8 protein-coding genes are annotated in these 14,487 nt (G+C 61.7%); all 8 read left to right on the top strand.

Annotated features, from left to right (window positions below; all coding sequences use genetic code 11):
• The first annotated feature begins 164 nt into the window (after positions 1-164).
• Positions 165-989, top strand: coding sequence for a Bro-N domain-containing protein (locus IU450_RS32935; protein ID WP_195153618.1), 825 nt, complete (start codon positions 165-167; stop codon positions 987-989).
• Positions 986-2,482 carry a 3'-5' exonuclease gene (locus tag IU450_RS32930; RefSeq protein ID WP_267470648.1) on the top strand — a complete coding sequence of 499 codons (1,497 nt, stop codon included), beginning with the start codon at positions 986-988 and terminating at the stop codon, positions 2,480-2,482. The genes IU450_RS32935 and IU450_RS32930 overlap by 4 nt, the downstream gene beginning before the upstream one ends.
• Positions 2,479-3,213: a DarT ssDNA thymidine ADP-ribosyltransferase family protein gene (locus tag IU450_RS32925; protein WP_195153616.1), complete on the top strand. Its 735-nt coding sequence runs from the start codon at positions 2,479-2,481 to the stop codon at positions 3,211-3,213. The genes IU450_RS32930 and IU450_RS32925 overlap by 4 nt, the downstream gene beginning before the upstream one ends.
• Positions 3,214-3,226: 13 nt before the next feature.
• Positions 3,227-4,894 (top strand): ADP-ribosylglycohydrolase family protein, encoded by a 1,668-nt coding sequence (locus IU450_RS32920; protein WP_228835484.1) that lies wholly within the window; start codon positions 3,227-3,229, stop codon positions 4,892-4,894.
• A gap of 101 nt (positions 4,895-4,995) precedes the next feature.
• A complete protein-coding gene (locus tag IU450_RS32915) occupies positions 4,996-5,139 on the top strand; it encodes a hypothetical protein (protein ID WP_195153614.1) in 144 nt (47 codons plus the stop codon).
• 147 nt (positions 5,140-5,286) lie between these two features.
• Positions 5,287-6,297 (top strand): serine/threonine-protein kinase, encoded by a 1,011-nt coding sequence (locus IU450_RS32910; RefSeq protein ID WP_195153613.1) that lies wholly within the window; start codon positions 5,287-5,289, stop codon positions 6,295-6,297.
• 17 nt (positions 6,298-6,314) lie between these two features.
• Positions 6,315-9,083 (top strand): helicase-related protein, encoded by a 2,769-nt coding sequence (locus IU450_RS32905; protein WP_195153612.1) that lies wholly within the window; start codon positions 6,315-6,317, stop codon positions 9,081-9,083.
• Positions 9,080-14,302 (top strand): hypothetical protein, encoded by a 5,223-nt coding sequence (locus tag IU450_RS32900; RefSeq protein WP_195153611.1) that lies wholly within the window; start codon positions 9,080-9,082, stop codon positions 14,300-14,302. The genes IU450_RS32905 and IU450_RS32900 overlap by 4 nt, the downstream gene beginning before the upstream one ends.
• Positions 14,303-14,487 lie beyond the last annotated feature (185 nt).

Below are 14,487 nucleotides of genomic sequence, written 5' to 3'. Positions count from 1 at the left end.
GCGCCAAAGCGCCTTTGCTGGTGCCTGGGAGCATGCGGTGCAGCTGGGGCTTGCGCGGCCGGGGAAGGAATTGTCCCTGCAGGGTACTTCTGTACACCCAGTTTGAACCCCACTTCGACCCAGAACGAGTCGAAGCCGTCTTCATATAGTGGAAGGTTCGTAGGATGATCGGTGGCGTTTGTCGCTTCGCTTACGCCGGATTTACCGTTCGCGTTCTCGTCCGTGACGATGGGCCGTGGTTCGCATTATCCGATGTTTGCCGGATCCTCGGCGTCGAGGATGTTTCGACTATGGCCGCTGTACTCAGTCCGGGTCGCTCGGGGCGTGCAGTCCTTGATCCTGAAGTCGGCCTGCAAGAGGCGATTGTCGACGAGGTGGGTTTGGACGAGGTCCTCCTTCGCTCCGAAAAACCAGCGTCGATTGCTCTCCATCGTTGGGCTACGAGTGAAGTCATCCCGGCGATCCAGGCAGGCTATCGTGGGCCGATTGGCGGCAATCCGAGCCGACTGGAGTACGCACGGATGCTGGTGGAAGCCGAGGAGCGAGCGGAATCGGCGCGAATGCAAGCCATCGCTGCCGAAGAGCAAGTCGATGTGGTCCGCCCGCTTGTGATGCGAGCTCGCTGCCATGCGGGCGGGTTTGGCCTCAAATCTCGTCAGCAGTTCTTTCGCGAGGTGAAGCAGTGGTGTCACGCGGAGCGCGGCATCAACGTCAAGCAGGCAGAGGTGATGTCATTTCTATCCACGCGGAAGTTAGGGCTGTTCGTCGCCGGCAGATCCAGATCGGATGCCGGTCAAGCCACGGCGTGGGCGATCCAGCAGGGGTACGCGGCAAACGAGGAGGGCACTACAGATCGTGGGTTCAACTACATCGTCGGCAAGCTCACGCCCGCCGGTCAAGCGTATGCGTGGGAACGCATCGTGCGCTTCGTGGACTCTACCGGATCGCTTGCACTGGAAGCGCCGGCACGAAACGGAGTTTCCGTATGACTGCCCGGTCGTTCGTAGGTCGCCAGCCGATCGCTTCGGTAAGATCCTCTGCTACGGCGAGGCATCCCGGGTTGCCATCGCAGAATAGGGGAGGACCTGCTGTGGGACTGCCGGAACCCGTTGGGAGGCAACACGATGTTGTGTATCTGCGTCCCTTGGGACATCAAGTCATTCTGGGGACTGCTGGCACTGGTAAGACGGTCATGGCCCTCCACCGGGGGATCCACTTGGCAGATCCAGAGACGCAGAATAACGGACCGACCGCACTTCTGACATTCAACCGATCGCTGTCGACGTACCTGCGGCATCTCGCTGGGGAGCACTGCGACGAGATCACCATAGAGACCTATGCGAAGTTCGCTCGTGGGTACCTTCGCAGCCAAGGCCGCATGGAAGGCAATTCGATCGCAAACGGCTGGCAACGTACAGGATTCATCGAGTCAGCCGTCAAGGAAGTGGCCGCTGGATACAAGCCGTCCGACTTCTTCGCGCGGGCGACCCAGTTCTTCGACGACGAGCTGGCGTGGATCGACGGCAACGGATTGCATACCCTGCAGGCATACCTCGCCGCCGACCGCATCGGCAGGATGGCGCCACTGCAAGCTGGACAGCGGCGAGCAATGTGGAAGATTCGTGAGGCGTATCGACGCAGGCTAGCCGATGCTGGCAAGCTGTACGATTGGCCCTCTCTGCCATCTGCAGTTCGGAAGGCATTGGCGGAGGACAACTCTGATCGTCGCTACCGCCACATCGTGGTCGATGAGGCGCAGGATCTGTCCCCTGAAGCCATTCGCTCTCTGGCGGAAGCGATCCCGCCGGACGGTAGTCTCACGTTGTTCGCTGACTACGCCCAGCAGATCTACGGCCAGCGGATATCGTGGCGATCATGCGGCTTGACGGTCGCAAAACATGAGGTCTTTCTTGACAACTACCGAAACAGTCCGGAGATCGCCCGTCTCGCGCTGGAGATGGCCGCGATGCCACACTTCCGCGACTCTGCGGACCTCGTTGAACCGAAACAGCCACAGCGCGCCGCGGGTACAAAACCCACTCTTGTTCACTGCCGTTCTGCAGAGGCAGAGGCAGCGATCATCGCCCAGACCGCGCGAGCCTCAAGCAGCATCGCCCGCGTCGGGGTCCTGGCTCGCACGCGCCGGGAAGCCAAGCAAGCTGTGCATGGGTTGGTTGGTGTACGCGAACTGCACGACGAGATGACTCGGTGGGACATCACTGCTGGTGTCTACGCAGGAACCTACCACTCGGCGAAAGGGTTGGAATTCGACATCGTGCTACTGCCGTTCTGCAGCGCGGTGCGTATGCCCGACCCGGAGGTCCTGGCGTCGTTCGGGTACGAAGAGGCCGCCGCGCGCGAGAGCAGGTTACTGTACGTCGGCGTCACACGTGCGCGCGATGAGCTGGTCATTACCTATACAGGCGAGCTGACGCCGCTTCTCCCGCCTGCCAGTTCGAATCTTTACCAGGTGGCGCCATGACGCCGATCGACCTCGCAGTTCTCGAAGAGCTGCGGGGGATGTCGCTCTCGCGGCTGACCCATTTCACGCCTGCTCGCAATCTGCCGCACATCATCAAGGACGGCAAGCTCCGTGGCGCCGCGGAGCTCCGCCAGGATGTACGCGCGTGCTTCACGGAGACCGATCTTGCGCGCTTGGATGGCTACCCGCACATGATCTGTAGCAGTCTGCAATACCCCAACGCGTTCTATCTGGCCATAGCGCAGGCGAAGCCCAACGCTCTGAGCTACCCCGACTGGGTCTGTCTTCTGTTAAACAAAGAAGTCGCGGCGCTGGAAGGAACCCTATTTTGCCCCCGGAATGCTGCCGCCGGGGGCGTGGAGTCGGGAGTAGCTGGGCTGCGGGGGTGCTATGCGCCTAGCGTGCTTGGGCAGGGCAACCGGGTCAGGAGCAGAGGGCCGAGGCATGACCCCGGCAGTCCGACCGATGTGCAGGCCGAAGTGTTGCTTCCGGCACCCATATCACTGTCACAGGTCCATGCGATAGTCTTCCCGACAGTAGCTGCCGCGAGAGAAGAGCGTGGACGCCTAAGGCGCTTCGGTATCCCACTACCTTCGATCCCATGGCGGATCTCACCGCAGATGTTCAATCGGCAAGCTGTCACCGCCGCAGTGACCTGCTCGGAGTATTTCGAGGAGCTAGCCTGGACGCCTGGAGGAGTGAATACCGTTGACATCCGATCGAATCCGTGACCGGGCGCAAGGGATGCTGCTCGGTGCGGCCTGCGGAGACGCGCTGGGTTGGCCCCAGGAACCGCGTGGCGGTTTGGTCGGCGGGCAACGGGCACGAGATGCGCTGACCCCAGATGCGCAATTTCGATCCTGGACACGAACCGCCGGCAACTACCGATCACGCTATCGCGATCCAGTGCGAGCTGGCGAGTACAGCGACGACACGCAGCTGCTTCTGGCAACCGCTCGTTGCTGCTTACACGGGGACCACTGGTGGGAGCATCTGGTCGAGGTGGAGCTCCCGGTTTGGTTGATTTACCAGCGTGGTGGCGGAGGCGCTGTCCTCCGCGCGGCAGCATCATGGGCAGCCCGCACCCCGCCGTGGATAGCAGCTGGCGGACGACGAGGGATGGCTACGACCGAGAAGTATCGTGCCGCGGGGGCGAACGGCGTGGCGATGCGGATCGCACCACACGCTGTCTACGCCTCTGGTCCCCGCGACTTAGTGAAGCGGGTGATCCGTGACGGACTTGCCACGCACGGACATCCACGGGCGCTTGTCGGTGCTGTTGCCTACGCGCAAGCACTGGCACATGCTCTCCGATCAGAGGCCGTTCTTGGCTATGGCGAGCTACTCGGCGTGGTCGAGAACGGTTTGGTGAGAGCTGCGGACGTCGTCGAACTACTTCCGCACGATTGGGGCAGCGCCGATCAGGTAGAAGAATTCGGCGACACATGGACGGCGACGAATAAAGAGATGTATGAGCTGCTTGCTCAGATTGATAAGTCGCTCCGTCGTGGCTCCTTGAGCTCGCCTGATGAGACCCTAACAGAGCTCGGATGCCGTGACCCGCACATCAGTGGAGCAGGCACTGTTAGCGCGGCAGGAGCACTTTATCTCGCGAGTCGATTTGCAGCGCGCCCCGTGACCGGTGTAGTTACTGCCGCGTTCCTCCGTGGCGCAGACACCGACACTCTTGCATCTATGACCGCAGGGCTGCTCGGCGCACTCCACGGCTATGAGTGGCTCGGCGAGATGGCGTCCTCGGTCCAGGATGCAACCTATCTGGGAGAAATAAGCAGAGCGCTTTCGACAGAACCCTACCAGCGACCGCTGCCGCGTGTGCGTCCCAACCCGATCGTGTCGCGTCGACTGATATTGGAGCAACTCTACTCGGCGGAGGTCGGTAAACAAGGTGAGTTTCCGGACCAGCGGCTATATCGGATCGTGGATGTGGAGCAGCTGGAAAGAGATCGTCTCCGTACCCGGTTGCATCTGAATGATGGCCAGACAGTGGTTGTCGATGTACGGAGTGATACCGCAGATAGCCGCGCGGCTACGATGCGAAAGTCTGAGGTGACGGATAATCGAGATGTCGATAAGCGAAGTCAGCTAATAGAAGTAACGCTGCTAACAAGGCGAATTGATGCAGGAGTGGATTTCTACGCAAAACTTCTCGACAAGGACTTACCGATCAGAAGCGATGTGTTGGAAGTCTTACCCGGACTGAAGATTCGCCAGGTGCGAGATAGTGAACCTGTCGGACCGTTGGAAATCACGTTGGCGGTCTGCGATCCAGAAGCTGCAGTTGGGCGTACCGGCAGCCCGATCATTCGAGCCTCGGCTGACGACGGCAGTGTCGCAACGGAGGACCCCGACGGACGCCTGATCGTACTCAAGCCGATTCCCCGTGACGCGTGATGCCAACTGTGGGATGAGACGCTGCGGTCGCGGGTGACGATGCTGCGGGAAGATCCGCCGGCTGGTGAGGAAGCTCAAATCGACTATGGATATTTGGGGTCATGGGTGGAGCCGGTTGGCGGGAACGCCGCCGGCTCTTGGCATTCGTGATGGTGCTGGCGTGTTCTCGGTTGATGTTCGTGCGGCCGGTGCTGACGATGGATCAACGCGCCTGGACCGAGGCGCACGTGGAGGCGTTCGCTTGATTGTCTCGATCTCCGAATTTTGCGGTTAGTGAGGTCACTCTTCTGGACTGCGCGGCGGTGGCTGGCGCCGCCTGGCAGACTGGTGAGTCGGTCGATCGTCAGCTGGAGTGGGCCTGACTGAACAGAACACGATGAGGGGAGCATCCGGTGGAACACCTGTCCCAGAACGACCCGACCACCCTGGGCACAATCACCTTGAAGGGCCGCCTCGGTCGTGGTGGCATGGGGGCCGTCTACTACGGAATCACCGAGGACTTGGAGGCTGTCGCGGTCAAAACGATCCTGGAATCTCTACTCGATCGTGGCGAAGTCCGCGCCCGCTTCACTCGCGAGCTCGAGGCGCTCCGGACAGTGCAATCTCCGCATGTAGCGACTCTGCTCGACTCCGCCGCGGAGGGCGATGACCGACCGTGGCTGGCGATCGAGTTCATCCGCGGGCTGAGTTTGAAGGAGTACGTCGAGACCAGTGGCACGCTGACCACGGAACAGGTTGCGACGCTGGGGCTGGTCGTCGCCCGGGCTCTGGCCGATATCCACGCGGTAGGCCTGCTGCATCGTGACCTGAAGCCTGGCAACATCCTGATGGGCCGTGAGGGTCCGATGGTGATCGATCTTGGTCTGGTCGCGTTCTCCGACGGTCCGACCGATCTAACCCACACCGACCTGCCGATGGGTACCGCCGTGTGCATGGCGCCGGAGCAGGTGAACAGCCCGAAGCATCTCACCGCTACCGTCGATGTCTACGCACTGGGTGCAACGTTGCTCTATACCCTGACCAAGAGGTTCCCGTTCAACGAGCGCACCACACCGCTGCAGCTGGTGAAGTTGTCGGATCCGAACGCGGTCCCGGATCTGGCTGGGGTGCCGGAGTCCATCGGACCGCTGCTGGCCGAGATGCTCGCCTTCGATCCGGCTGCCCGTCCGAGTGTCGAAGACGTACACGACCGGCTCATGCAGCTACTGAGTACCCCTGTGCCGGTCTCTATCCGCAATCTGGCGGTGTCGACGTTTATTCGGCGAGACTCCGACCCGGAGGAAATCGCGCCGGCACCGCGCCCGGGCCGCAAGGATTTGACCGAGGTCGCCGCGCCGGGCACGGTGATCCATGAGCTTGCGGAGCGTTTGCGCAACTCCTACGCCGCCACTGCCAAATTCTGACCGCCGAAGGACCGCGAGTGACCTCGACCGCCTATCCGCCGGGTGCCCGCATCGAGGTGCGCGACGCCGAATGGATCGTGCGTACCTGCGCCCAGATCGTTGATGACGCCGGCCGCGAGTTCTACAAGGTCACCGCGGTCGGGGCGTCGGACTTCGTGCGCGACGAGGAGGCGGTGTTCTTCACCGACCTCGAGGAGATCGTCACGTTACGGCCTGAGGACACCGTTCTGGAGTTGAAGGCCGACGACAGCCGTTTCGCGCAGAGCCGGCTGTTCCTTGAGGCTGTCCTGCGCCGCACGCCGCTGCCGCTGACGGAGAAGGGACTGGCTCTGGCCGACCGGTTCCTGCTGGACCCGCTGGTCTACCAGCAGCGTCCGGCGGTGAAGGCTCTCGAAGCGTTGCGGCCGCGGATCCTGATCGCCGACGTGGTCGGTCTCGGCAAGACGTTGGAGATCGGTCTGATCTTGGCGGAGCTGATCCGCCGTGGCCGTGGTGAGCGGATTCTGGTGGTGACCCCACAGCAGGTGCTCGAGCAGTTCCAGCGGGAGTTGTGGACGCGGTTCTCGATCCCGCTGATCCGCTTGGACTCGGTGGGGGTGCAGCGGGTGCAGAAGGAGATCCCCGCCGGCCGTAACCCGTTCAGCTACTACAAGCGCATCATCGTCTCGGTCGACACGCTGAAGAACAAGGGCAAGTACGGGCATCACCTGGAGAAGATGCCGTGGGACGTTGTCGTTATCGACGAGTCGCACAATCTAATGGGGGAGGGCACCGACCGCAACGCCCTGGCGAAACTGCTATCCCGGCAGACCGACGCCCTGCTTTTGGCGAGCGCGACCCCGCACAATGGCAACATCGAGTCCTTCGCCGAACTGATCCGGATGCTCGACCCGGCCGCAGTCGCCGACCCGAAGAAGCTGACCCGCGCCGACATCGACTACCTGTATGTCCGCCGCACCAAGACCGATTCCGAGGTCCGCAACCAGATCGGCAACCGCTGGCCCGACCGCGGTCCGGCGGTCGCGTTGCCGTGCGCGGCGACGCCGGCCGAGGAGAAGATCTTCGCCGAGCTCACCGAGGTGTGGCTGACCGGTGATGCGCGGGCCGTGTGCCGGGGCGATCGCCTGTTCCCCTACACGCTGTTGAAGGCGTTCCTGTCCTCCCACAAGGCCTTGGCGAAGACCGTGGCCAACCGGTTGAGGACGGCAACCGATACCCGCGAGGTCGACGCGCTGGAAGCGTTGCAGCGGTTGACTGCCGAGATGAGTGATGCTGACTCGTCCAAGCTGACCGAACTGGTCGGCGAACTGCAGAAGATTGGCGTGGGTCCACGTAGCGGTACCCGGGTGGTGGTATTCTCTGAGTCGGTCGAAACCGTCAATTGGTTGTACGCGGTTCTGCCGAAGCTGCTGAGGCTGCCCGTCAAGGCGGTCGACCGGCTGCTGGGCAGTGGGATGTCGGACCAGATGCAGCAGGACATCGTTGAACGATTCAGCCTGTCCGACAGTGACGTTCGGGTGCTCGTCACCACTGACGTCACTTCCGAGGGTGTCAATCTGCACCGCCAGTGCCATCACCTGATCCACTGGGATGTGCCGTGGAGCCTCATCCGCATCGAGCAGCGCAATGGCCGCATCGACCGGTACGGGCAGCGGTTCCAGCCGGAGTTCCGGGCGCTGATCCTCACCTCCGAAGTCGAAGGCGTCAAGGACGACCGCACGGTGTCGCAGAAGGTACTTGAGAAGGAGGAGGCTGCCCACCGCGCGATCGGCACCGCCGAAGGCGTGAGCGGTCAGTACGGGTGGGAGAAGGAACAGAAGCGCCTGATCCTGGACCTGCTGGCCGGCAAGTCCGTCGAGGAGTCGATCGATGCGGCACCGGTTTTCGACGTGCTGGCGGACCTGGTGGCCGGCGTTGGTGCCGACCGGTTGGACGCTGACCCGGCTCGAGCTGATGTGCCGCGAGTGTTCGCCGACACCGAATCGTTTGTGAAAGAAGCGATCTCGGCGCTGGGGCTGCTGAAGGATCTCGAGGACGACGGCGAGTTGCTGGCGTTCACCCCGCCGGAGGACCTGAAGTACCGGTTCTCCGCGCTGCCGGCGGACTACCTGCGCGAGCGCAAGGTCAATGAGCGCACGAAGGTCACCTTCGACCGGGCGCTCGCGAACCGGAAACTTGACGAAGCGCGTGCGACGAAGACAGCGTGGCCGGAGATCTCCTTCCTGTCGGATCTGCATCCGGTCGTGGAGTGGGTCACCGACAAGGTCCTCGCGCGGCTCGGCCGGCAGAAGGCACCGGTCCTGGTGGCCGCGGTAACCGAACCGGTGTTCCTGATCCAGGGCATCTACTCCAACAAACTCGGCCAGCCGACGGTGGTTGAATGGATGTCGGTCACCGCCGACGGTGCACTCGATCAGCCGCTGACCGACGTGCTGGCCGACGCGAGAGTCGGACCGGCGATGACCAACACCGGCCACACGGTCGATCTTGCCGCGCTCCAGGAACAGGTGCCGGTGATGGTCGACCTCGCCCGCACACACCTGGAGAGCCGGCGTGCTCGCTACGACGCCGAGGTCGTCGCCCCGCTCGACAGCTACCGCGACAAGCTGGCCGACTGGGAGCAACTGAGCCTCGACATCGACACGCCCAGTCGCAAACGGCACGTCGAGGTCGTCGAAGGCACCGTCGAGCGGCAGAAGCGTCTCCTGGACGCCATGCAGACCACCGGCGCCCCGCTGCTGCGGGTTCTCGCCGTTCTCGTTCCCGAACAGGAGGTGGCCCGGTGAGGCTCGATGCCATCGTCAACCGCGGCGAATACTTCTCCGCCCACTACCTCGCCGAGGTACTGCCCAAGGACCTGAAGAAGAAGGACGGCCTGTTCGCCCAGTGGACCGAACGGGAGAAGGCCGCACGCACCGATGCCGAAGGAGCGGGTGCGACTGAACCAGGTGAGTTGCACCGGGCCGCAGCGGTCACCCCGCGTCAGGGTTTGAAGGCCCTCCACAAGCCCTACTTCGCCGACCGTCCGTTCTTCGCCGACTTCGACACCAGCCGCACCGACGACGTCCCAGCCACTGCTGCCGAGTCGGCCGAGTGGCGCAAGCGTCTCCACGAACTCCACGGTGAAGTGCTGCGCGCGTTGGGATTCGAGGCTGAACCGCGCAACCTGACCGTCGAACGAGCCGACGGCGAGCACGCCGTGGCGGTCGCCTACGCCGACGCCCACCTGGTCGCGACCGAATGCGGCTGGGCGGCCGAGGTGGATGCGGCCCTCGACGACACTCGCGCCGGCCGGCTGCTGACTCCGGTCACGTTGTCGGCGCGGGAAGAGATCACCTCCGGTACGAAACTGGCCAGCTGGCTGTTCACCGGTGACAATCCGCCCCGCTACGTCCTGATCCTCGCCGGCGGTATCGTGATCCTCGCCGACCGCGCGACGTGGGGTGAAGGCCGCTACCTCGCGGTCAATCTCGATGTCGCGCTCGGCCGCAACGACCTCGAGGAACTGTCTCTCATCGGCGCCCTTTTCGGCGCCGGCTCCCTGCTCCCGCCCGCCGAGGGCGGCACCGAGCCGCTGGCCGAACTGCTCACCAAGTCGCGCAACCACGCTGTCGGTGTCTCGAAGGAACTGCGGGAAGGCATCAAAGAGTCCGTCGAACTGATCGCCCAGGAAGTCCTCGACCGCCTCGGCCAGCAGGACGTCCGGCCCGAGGACATCGGCGACCCCACGGAACTGGCGAAGGAACTCGGCCGCGAAGCCCTGCGCTACCTGTACCGAATCCTGTTCCTGCTCTACGCCGAAGCCCGCCCCGAACTTGGCATCCTTCCCACTGACGACGCCGACTACGGCCGCGGCTACAGCCTCGCCCGGCTCGGTGACCTGATCAGCCGGCCGCTCGACAGCGAGGAGGCTCGTACCGGCTTCCACCTCTACGAGTCCCTCGACCTGCTGTTCCGCCTGGTCAACCATGGCCACCGCCCCCACACCGGTGAGGTCGAATCCGACACCGAGGGTCTGCGGTTCGAGCCGATGCGATCGGAACTGTTCGACCCGAAGGCGATCGAACTGATCGCCAAACACCGGCCGCTCGACGACGAGGGCCGCACCGTCGACACCCGCCTGACCAACGCCTGCCTGTACCAGGTGCTGTCGAAACTGATGAAGGTAAAGGGGCGCCGCAACAAGCGCGGCGGGTTCATCTCCTACGCACAGTTGGGCATCAACCAGCTCGGCGCCGTCTACGAAGGCCTGATGTCCTACACCGGGTTCATCGCCACCGAGCCGTTGTTGGAGGTCGCCAAGGACGGCGACCCCACCGACGGCTCATGGATGATTCCTGCCTCACGCGAAGACGCGTATCCGGCCGAGGTTATCGTTCGGCGAGTCGACGACGACGGCCGTAAGACCGCCGAGTACGTGCGCTATGCGCCGGGTTCGTTCGTCTACCGGCTTGCGGCTCGTGACCGGCAGACCAGTGCTTCTTACTACACGCCGGAATCGCTGACCAACGCCACGGTGCAGCTCACGTTGAAGTACCGGCTGGATCAGGATGACACGACCACGACGGCCCGAGAGATCCTCGACTGGAAGATCTGCGAGCCCGCCCTGGGGTCCGGGGCGTTCCTCAACGAGGCCATCAATCAGGTGGCGGCCGAGTACCTGAAACGCCGCCAGCAGGAGCTCGGTGTCGAGATCGACCCGGAGAAACACGAGTTCGAACTCCAGAAAACGAAGGCTTACATCGCCCTTCACAACTGCTACGGCGTCGACCTGAACGACACCGCTGTCGAGCTGGCTGAAGTCTCGCTGTGGCTGAACGTCATGCACCCGGGCCTGCAGGCGCCCTGGTTCGGTCTGCACCTGCGCCGAGGAAACTCCCTGATCGGCGCCGGGCACAAGGTGTACGATCCCTCCCAACTCCCGGACGCCGCGTGGTTGAAGGCGACGCCCGAGGACCTACCGCTGTCGACAATGTCCTTGCCGGAAGGCAAGATTTACCACTTCCTCCTCCCGGCTGAGGGCTGGGGAGCCGTCGTCGCGGGAATGTCGGACGCAAGGAAGCTGGCTCAGAAGCTGGCTCCTGATGAGGTCCAACAGCTAGGCACCTGGCGGCGGGGAATCCGGAAGAAGATCGCGGTCAAGGCGAAGAACGGCCGTCCCACCCGTGAACTCCAACGGTTGCAAGCGGTGTCGCGCCGCGCGGAGTATCTGTGGAGCCTGGTCGTCACACGACTGCGGATCTCCGAAGGCGAGATCAGCCGCAAGATCGATGTGTGGGGCGCGGACTGGATCACCCAGCCGGAGCAGGCGGTGCCGAAGGAGAAGGTCTACGACGACCTGACTGCTGCGGGTACGCCGTATTGGCGGTTGAAGCTCGTGATGGACACCTGGTGTGCGCTGTGGTTCTGGCCGCTCGATCAGGCCGGCATGCTGGACGGCAGCGATCCGTACTATGCCCAACATCAGCTTCTGCCGTTGGAGCCTGTGGAATCCGCTCACGGTTCGGACCAGGGCAAGGTGGAACCTGACCCGGTCCAGATCGGCTTCGATCAGCTTCTAGGCACCGAGCCGTTCTTCCGGGTTGACGGTGAGCAGCTCGAACTCAACGATGTCGCTGTCGAACAAGTGGCGTCGGCTCCGAAGTCGAAACAGACCAGGAGGCAGCGGTCGAAGGTCGGGCTGGTCCGGTCGGTGATCGCGCTGAACGACCTGAACGACTGGCTGGACTTCGCCGAAGCGGTCCTCGGTCGGCTCGATGTCGATGACGAGACGCTGGTCACCGAGTTCTCCAAGCTCGACGACCTGGAGGACTACGAGGACGATCTCCCGTACTGGATGGCTATGGATACGTGGGCCAAGCTCAACGAGCGGTTTCCGTGGTTGTGGACTGTCCGGGAGGTCGCCGAAGCCGAGGCGTTCTTCCATTGGGAACTGCAGTACGCCCAGATCTTCCATCGTGGTGGGTTCGACCTTCAGGTGGGCAATCCGCCGTGGGTACGGCCTCGGTGGGAAGAATCGGCAGTATTGGCGGAGTTCGAGCCGTGGTTTGTGTTGAGGAAGAAAGCCGACGATCCCGAGGTTGACCGTCGGCGAGCCGAACTTATGTCCAGTAGTTCGGCAAAGGACTTTGTGCTGACACAGTTAACCTCGACTGCGGCTCAAGTGGCAGTATTCGGATCGATTCAGACCTTCCCGCTACTGTCTGGTACGCAACCAGACTTGTATCGCGCATTCATGTGTCAGACCTGGCTGCATTCTGGACCTTCGGGAACGGCTGGCATGCTTCACTCGGACACTCACTTTACAGGAGACAACGAAGGTGCTCTGCGGTCGGAGTCGTACCACAGGCTTCGCATACATGGCGATTTTGTTAATTCAACCCAGCGATTCTTCCCGGAGCCGGTGGGTCACGCTACCCATTTCGGAATCCATATTTACGGCGAGCCCAAAGAAATTGGATTCGACCATCTGTCATGGCTGGTCTCGGTGGAGGCGTTATTATTTTCCGCTGAACATGACGGTAGTGGGGAAATTCCTGGGATTAGGTATAAGAATGCCGAGTTCGATATTCGTCCACATCGCAGCAGGGTGATCCATGTAACCGATTCGGTGCTGAAGGTTTGGCGAAGGATGATGAATGAGGACCAGGTTCCGGTGGACCAGGCGAGGTTACTATTTCCGGTAAGTACCGCAGAGGCGGGGGCGATTGCGGCGCTGGCGAGCTATCCGGAACGGCTCGGAGCGTTAAAGCCGCAGTTGTCTCCGGGCTACCACGAGAGTGGTGCAAAAAAGGCTCGACTGATGGAGTACAACAAAATTGATCCATCAACTGGGTTGGAATTTCAACCCGACAGCTGGCGTCAAGTCATACTAAAAAATGTACAACTTGGTGTTGCGAATCCAATCTATAAGCGTCACGATGCTAACTCAAATGACCCCTATGGTCGTGATCTTGCCTCTATTGAGCCGGATTTTGTGCCTGACACCGAGTACATCCGTTCGCCGGGTCGTATTGCTGAGTTTCTGGCAAAGCAAGAGCGATGGACCAACTATGAGGTCTTGGATCGATTGCGAGTGGACGCTGTCGCACTGGATCGTGCAACGCGACAGGCTTCCCAGATTCCCGGTGTTGACACGCCGGAAAAAGTGGCCGCAGAGGTTGATAGGCTACTTATGCTTCGCGCCGCCCGGCGTTCCACAACATTTCCGAGGCTAGCGTGGCGGCGTCGTATGGCTTCCAACGGGGAGCGCATGCTTGTTGCTGCAATGCTTCCGCCAGGGCCCGCGCACGTCGACGCTATTCATAGTCTAGCGATGCCGTCCGACAGATTGACCATATTGGTGTCAGGGTTTTGGGCCTCGCTGCCTCTGGACTATTTTGTTCGGACAATCGGTCGAGAGGACCTCCGAAAATCTGGCGCATGGGCGATGCCGTCCCCACTATTGGATCACCCCCTTGTGGGAAGTCTTTTGCTTCGAACTATGCGGCTGAACTGTCTAACTGCCGTATATAGAAAGCTGTGGTCAAAAATCTACGCACCCGATTGGGAAGGAGAAAGCTGGGCTGTGAGCTGGCCGCATCTTAGGCCACTCAATGGGATCTCTGAAACCTGGAATCCATCAATCCCACTGAGAACCGAATTTGAGCGGCGAGCCGCACTAGTTGAGATCGATGCCATCGTAGCGGTTTGGCTCGGTATTGATGTTGATTCGCTGATCGCCGCATACAAGGGAAAATTTCCTGTACTTCAAAAGTACGACGCGGCATCGTGGTTTGATTCCAGTGGATCGAAGCTTGCGAATTACGCCAGAACAATTGGGCTGAATCAGTCCAAGAATAGCTGGGATGAGTTCCAGAAGTATCTGGAGTCGCCTGAGGATAATCAGGTGCCGGTGGGCTACACGGCCCCGTTCTACAAGGCGGACCGTGAGGCTGAATACCGCCAAGCGCACGCGGTATTCTCCGCTCGGCTCAGTTCCGCTCTCGATTCTGGGATGTCATGAATTATCGGTTTATGGATACGAATCGGTTCGATAACCGACTGATCAGCAGTAACCTGGATTCACTGACTTGAGGCGCAGATTGGCCGAGTGGCGCAACGAGATCCAGGGTCGTGAAACCCATAGCCGCCCAACGGATTCGAGGATCTCGACGATCTGACCGACCAGTAGTTGAAAATGTTTCGGCC

Origin of the sequence: Nocardia abscessus (assembly GCF_015477775.1) — a bacterium.
Taxonomy (GTDB): Bacteria; Actinomycetota; Actinomycetes; order Mycobacteriales; family Mycobacteriaceae; genus Nocardia; species Nocardia abscessus_A.
Note: the sequence above shows the minus strand (reverse complement) of the source record. Positions and strands in the feature narration are given on the sequence as shown.

Bases quoted from the DNA above. Each gene is read 5' to 3' on its own strand.
- IU450_RS32925 (WP_195153616.1), top strand. From the start codon at position 2,479: ATGACGCCGATCGACCTCGCAGTTCTCGAAGAGCTGCGGGGGATGTCG.
- IU450_RS32930 (WP_267470648.1), top strand. From the start codon at position 986: ATGACTGCCCGGTCGTTCGTAGGTCGCCAGCCGATCGCTTCGGTAAGA.
- IU450_RS32920 (WP_228835484.1), top strand. From the start codon at position 3,227: ATGCTGCTCGGTGCGGCCTGCGGAGACGCGCTGGGTTGGCCCCAGGAA.
- IU450_RS32935 (WP_195153618.1), top strand. From the start codon at position 165: ATGATCGGTGGCGTTTGTCGCTTCGCTTACGCCGGATTTACCGTTCGC.
- IU450_RS32915 (WP_195153614.1), top strand. From the start codon at position 4,996: ATGGGTGGAGCCGGTTGGCGGGAACGCCGCCGGCTCTTGGCATTCGTG.